This is a genomic window from Stieleria sp., from assembly GCF_041595215.1.
Classification (GTDB): domain Bacteria; phylum Planctomycetota; class Planctomycetia; order Pirellulales; family Pirellulaceae; genus Stieleria; species Stieleria magnilauensis.
The window spans coordinates 1-6,007 of sequence record NZ_JBFHKV010000490.1; the positions used below are offsets into that span (position 1 = coordinate 1).

Below are 6,007 nucleotides of genomic sequence, written 5' to 3' on the forward strand. Positions count from 1 at the left end.
GCGGGTTGGCGAATGCGGATCGGCCGCTGTTATGGGATCCAGGGGCTGCGCTGATGAATCGCACCGGCTACGCATCGCTGATCACCAACCACGAGTCGCTGCGTGATGCAAACAGCAAAGAGTTGGGGAACCACGCGGATGTTTGGACGGTTGTTCTGGACGGAATGCCGGTCAGGATTGCTGTCAGCCAACCCTATCCGGAGTGGCATGACATGCGGCTGTGCTACACCGGAAACGGTTGGCAGGTGAATGATTGGAAACCGGTCCTCGCTTCGGTCGACGTGGCCGATAAGACAGCATCCATCGGTGATCGATGGCCGGTTTCTTACGCTGAAATGGTTCGTGATACAGGGGAATTTGGCACGCTTTTGTTTTGCGGATTGAGCCGTGACAGTGATTTATTGTCGCCGCCGATGTCGGGCTTGTATTCATTGCTGAATGATCGCATCAAAGATAGGGCGGCGTTGCATTCGAACATCATCATGTTGCAGCTCTGGACGGAGACGGAAGCCCCGTTGAGCCCCGAGGAACGCGAGAAACTACAAAAACTGTTTGACTCGTTTCAAAGGACGGTGCTCCAGCAGCTTGCCCCTAATTCCGAGTTCAACGTGAGCCCAGGCAACGGAAATCTGACGATGAGCACCCAAACGGGAGTGCAGCGATGAGTGTTGTTCGCATTCTCCAACGTTGGCGCCGTTTATTCGTCTCCGGTTTTCGATTTGTAATTCGGTTACCGCAATCGCTTCACCTGATCGATTGGGCAATTCACGCCTTTTCGTTTCCCCAGCATGACTGGGCGAAACGTTTGCGGCGCAACTTGGCGGATGAGGAAGCGACTGTTTCCTGGGCACAGGCGATCAATCCTTTGTTCTGGGGAGTGTGGGGGATTCGATTTTTCGGCCGCTGGGTCAGCAGTCGCCCGTACATGACGCTCGCCCCTTCGATTCCCGCCCTGATCGTTGCGACCATGCTATTGGCAACCGTCGTGATCATCATCCGTCGAGATCAAACGGAGACGCAGACGATTTATTTGGACACGCTGCGCACGTCGCTTGCATCGGGAGACACTGGGGTCGCTTCGGTGGCGGTCCAGCGATTGTTAGCGATCGATCCAGAGAACTTGGAACACCAGTATCAGCTGGCGATGCTGGATGACGAACTGGGGAAAAAAGAGTCCGCCAGGATGGCGATTTATCGGCTGGCGATTCAGAAAGAGTATGGTCCGGCGGCGCTGTGGATGCTCAAAACGCTGGTCTTTGAAGACCCGGTGTCTGATCGAAATGGCGACGGTCGCCCAGCGGCGCCACTCGTTCCGCGAACGACGTGGACCGAGGACGAACAAACAATTTGCCATCGTTGTGCCACGGTCGCGATGACAAAACTGCCGTCCCGACGCGCAGTGTTTGCGAAAGAAATGTATGCGCGATTTCTCGCGGAGATCGGTGCGGCACGCGACGCGTTGGCGCTGTATGAAACGATCGCGGAATTTAACCCCGAAGTGAATCTTGCCGCGGCCACGCTCGCCAATCAATTGGCCGAGAAAAACGGTGACTACCTGACCGTTCAGCGGTTCGCCAAAGCAGCGATACGCCATCTCGAGCCGGCGTTGTTGTCCGATCCGACATCCATCTCCGCGCGACTGAATCTGGCGCAGGCCTACGTGCTCGACGAACGAGACGATGAGGCGTTTGAGTTGTTGACTGCCGGTTATCAGCTGACCGGCGACGAGCGGCTACTATTGGCATCCGGAGAAGCGCTTGTCTTCACCGCCGTGCGACTCAAACGAGATATCGGGGCCAGAGAGACGCTGGTTGAACGAGGCCCCGTCCTTTATCGGGCACTCGAACTCGCCCCAAGTAGTCCGATTGTGCTGGAGGCCGTGGTCCAATTCTCGATCGAATGCGCCGAAGCAGATGATCAAGAACTTCGCAACGTTCGCAAAAAGTTGCTCAGCGGGGTCGATCCGCCGGCGATGCACTTTATCGAAGGCACCGTGGCGCTGATGTCCGGGGACCATGAGAGCGCCCAGCGGCACCTGTCCCTGGCCGCCAACGAATGGAAAAACATGGCGGGCCTGCTGAATAATCTCGCTGTCACACTGTCGCAAAATGGAGACACCGCCAAACTTCCGCAAGCGTTGCGGTTGTCCGATGCCGCTTTGGACCAGTTGCCGGGACATCCGTATCTGCTCGAAACCCGCGGTCAAATCCTGCTGCGAATGGAGCGTTACGAGGAGGCGATCGTGGATCTGGAGGCCGCGCTCAAGGAACCCGCGATGCGTCCGCTGGCCCACCCGTCCCTGGCAATCGCCTACGAAAAACTGGGCGAAGACGATCTGGCCGAACAACACCGCCGCCTGGCCGAACGCCACTCGACCGCGCCGTAACGCGTCTGAGCGCGGTTAGTGGAACGGCGCCAGCGGGCCGTCGGTAATCACTGGAGTAATGATTTTGTCGAACGTCGCCATCGCAAGAGGGGCTTGAAACCATGCCGTGACTAGGGAAGGATAGGGGGTTCCAAGAGCAACGAGGTTTTGCCGCTTGGCAAATGTCGCCGCGGAAAGACGGCTTTAAGTTTCTTGCCACAGGGATGTTTCTTCCGACGGTGCCGATTGGTCGGCGTACCGTTTGTGCAGGAAGCGTGGATTGAAACGATTGCACGATCGGCGGACAGATTTTCGCCTCGGCTTGGATGCACAACTTAGGGCCTGGACGAACCGGTGCCTGTAGGTTTCTGAGGGAACACCCCCGCGCAAAGATGCGTCAAAAAGGCTGAACGGTTCAAGAATGTGAACTACGCTCGGTCCTTATCAATCACGCACCTCCAATCCTTCTAACTGTGTATTCGTCGATGCTGGATCAGACTTCACCACAGCCGGTCAACTACGACTCAAGTGTTACGCTTGATCCGGCACAGGAGCAGCACCATGGCGAAACCATTCTGACGGTGTTGTGGCGATTCAAGTGGCTGCTCGCCGCCTTTGTCGCTATCGGAACATCGATCGGTTACTGGATGTACAAGCAGAAACCGACGACGTACCGCGCGACGACCCAGTTGATGTTCAAAAGTGATACACCGATTTCATTGGACTCCAACACCGGCATCGTTCGTGGCGGGATTCCCAGCGGCAAGCTGATGCAATCGCTGATCACCTCCGACGCCATTGTCGGTCGCGTCGCGACCAATCCCGAGCTGAAGTCGATTCCGTCGTTGGAATCCAGCACCGAGACTCAGATCGTTTCGTTGGTTCGCAGCGGCATCCGGTTTCAGACGCTGACCGACCAGAGCGATTCGCGGGATCGGATGATCGCCGCGCTTAATTTTGACGGCCGCGATCCCCAGGTCTGCGTCGCCACCGTCAACGCCGTCAGTCAAGCGATCAGTCAGCACTTCGAACGCGAACGCCAATCGACCATCAACGAAGTCGGCGAATTGGTTCGTAACGCGATGGACAAGCTGATCCGCGAACAGAAGGACCTGGAAAGTGAATACTTGACGTTTCGCGACAACGCGGATCTGGAATGGAATGTGGAAGGTCAAGCGATCAACCCCTATCGAGAGCGACAGTTTCAGCTGCAATCCTATCGAACGGAACTGGAGCAAAAGAAACGGGAACTCAACAGTGATCTCCGCCTGGCCATCAACACCCGCAAACTGCACAGCGACCCGGTGCTGGTGGCACAGATCATCGGCCATCTGGGAAGCGTCGTCAATGAATTTGAACCGTTGCGGCAAATCGTCGGCCCCGGAAACGCGGCACCGGATGACCTGACGCTCAAGAAGCTGGAAGTCGAACGGACTTTGATTCCGTTGCAGATCAAACGTGATCAATTGGAACTTGCCTACGGAGCGTCTCACCCCGAAGTGAAATCGATCGCCATGCAGATCGAAAGCTCGCAGAACAAGCTCAACGAGCTGAACCAACAAATGTCCGAGCGGATCGCCGAGTTGCGAGCCCAATCTCAGCGGACCGATTATGACAAAGAGGCTCGGGAGGCTCGTGACGAACGCGCCCGAATGGCTGTCGACGCCTACATCCGCGGGCTGGAAGCACAACTGACCGTGCTCGCTCAGGACATGAGTGACATCGACTTGCAAATCGAACAGCAAAAAGACGAAGCGGACAAGCTGAAGATCGTGGAAGAACGAGACGCGTCGTTCAACCGCAGAATCGAAACGATGCGTGGCTTGGAAACGCAGTTGGAGCAACAGCTGGCGGCATTGAACTTGGCCGATGTCAAAGGCGGGATTCTCGTCGAGCCGTTGCTGGACACCGGCCAAGCCTATGAAACCGGACCCGATCTGAAAAAAGATCTCATTCTGTTCGGCATGTTGGGGCTGGGATTGAGCGGGCTGCTGGCGATGATCTTCGAAAGCACCGCCAAAATGTTTCGCAGTGCCGAAGAGATCCAACGCGAGTTGCGTCTTCCCGTGTTGACCCACATCCCGCTCGATGAGGGCAGGATTCAACAAGGCAAGGGGCTGGTCGATTCCGAGATCGCCAAGCTGGACCCGAAACTCTCGGTCGTTCACCGCCCCTATTCTCCTGCGGCCGAGGCCGTGCGTGGGGTGCGGACGGCGATGCTGTTCGACCGCCGGCAATACAACAGCAAGGTGTTCCAGATCACCAGCCCCCTGCCGGGCGATGGCAAGAGCACCTTGGCGGCCAACGTCGGCTGCTCGGTCGCCCAATCCGGTAAACGGACATTGTTGATCGATTTGGACCTTCGCAGCCCTCGGCTTTCCCTGCGTTTCAACCTGGAGGCCAAGACCGGGCTGACGAACGTGCTCAACGGCGAACTCGGACCGGCCGAAGCGATTCACCAGTCGCCGATCGAAAACCTGGACATCCTTCCCTGTGGTCCGCTGCCAGCAAACCCCGCAGAAGCCTTGACGCTTGCCGAACTGGCCGAAGTCTTTCAGTGGGCTCGCGAAAACTACGACTTTGTGATCGTCGACACGCCGCCGCTGCTGATGGTCAGTGACCCCGCCGTCGTCACGACCTACGTCGACGCCGCGATGTTGGTGATGCGGATCCGACGACGGTGCAAGCCGAACGCCAAAGAAGCGATCTCGATGTTGCGAGCTGCCGGCGCACGGGTGATGGGTGTGGTGGTCAACGAAATCGACGACGTCAGCGGCGGAGCCTCCTACAAGAGCAGCGCCAGCGGAAGCTACCAGTCGATCGGCTATGGTTACGGCGACAAGTATCGCCGACGTTACCAACAGGAAGCCAAGACGCAGGACACCTATGTGGTCAAAGGCAAACACGCTTCCGATCCGGTGTCGGTGCCCGCCGCCCCTGCCGAGTCCGGCCACCAACCGGGGACTTACGAACAAGAGATCGCTGACCCCGAATTTACCGACTCCGAATTCGCTGACCGCAAGATCACCTCCCCCGACGCCGCTCCGTTTGCTCCAAAGGTCGTCCCCGAACGGCGTCGGACCAACGTGCGGTCATAGGCCAGGACCGCGCCGCATGAATCGAATCAGGAACCGATCTGGAAGCCAGCCGTTTGGCTGGCGCTTGCCTTTGGGGACCAAGGGCATCGGCTCCATCGCCGTTGTTCTGCTGGTCGGCTTGTACGCGTTCGCCCGGCCCCATCTGAATGATCGGTTTGGTTGGCAGCTTCCCGGCTTGAATCAGCAAGCCGAACAGGACACGTTTGCTGTCCCCACCCGGCCGACACAATCCCCAGAGCAGACGCCGGACCGATCGGCTTCGGGTTCCTCCGATGCCACGGATCAAGACGGCCGAAATTCGAACGCCGATTTGCGCTACGGGTTGCTCCGTGAAGTTCGGCCCAATGAGTTCGTTTCGCCGGAAGGATTGCGGTACGTCCCCGGAAGTGCGGAAGGGCACCGTCTGGAGCACCTGCGACGCCACACCGAGGACATGCCGTCACGACCTGGGAAACACGGCGTCTTTGATGGCGGAATGGAAGGTGCGTTGGTGACGATCGACGATGCCTACGGGCGGGCCAAGAAGAAACAGCGGTCGACAAAA

At 57.9% G+C, this 6,007-nt stretch carries 3 protein-coding genes and 1 pseudogene; all 4 read left to right on the forward strand.

Features of this window, described 5'->3' with window-relative positions:
• The coding region (xrtU, locus tag ABX749_RS18520; RefSeq protein ID WP_372897269.1) for an exosortase U at window positions 1-665 on the forward strand (665 nt) is incomplete at its 5' end.
• Window positions 662-2,386 carry a hypothetical protein gene (locus ABX749_RS18525; RefSeq protein ID WP_372897270.1) on the forward strand — a complete coding sequence of 575 codons (1,725 nt, stop codon included), beginning with the start codon at window positions 662-664 and terminating at the stop codon, window positions 2,384-2,386. The genes xrtU and ABX749_RS18525, both read left to right, overlap by 4 nt.
• A 464-nt stretch (window positions 2,387-2,850) precedes the next feature.
• Window positions 2,851-5,463 (forward strand): polysaccharide biosynthesis tyrosine autokinase, encoded by a 2,613-nt coding sequence (locus tag ABX749_RS18530; RefSeq protein ID WP_372897271.1) that lies wholly within the window; start codon window positions 2,851-2,853, stop codon window positions 5,461-5,463.
• Window positions 5,464-5,479: 16 nt separating this feature from the next.
• Window positions 5,480-6,007, forward strand: a pseudogene (locus ABX749_RS18535) (hypothetical protein); the annotation flags it as partial.

Bases quoted from the DNA above. Each gene is read 5' to 3' on its own strand.
- ABX749_RS18525 (WP_372897270.1), top strand. From the start codon at position 662: ATGAGTGTTGTTCGCATTCTCCAACGTTGGCGCCGTTTATTCGTCTCC.
- ABX749_RS18530 (WP_372897271.1), top strand. From the start codon at position 2,851: ATGCTGGATCAGACTTCACCACAGCCGGTCAACTACGACTCAAGTGTT.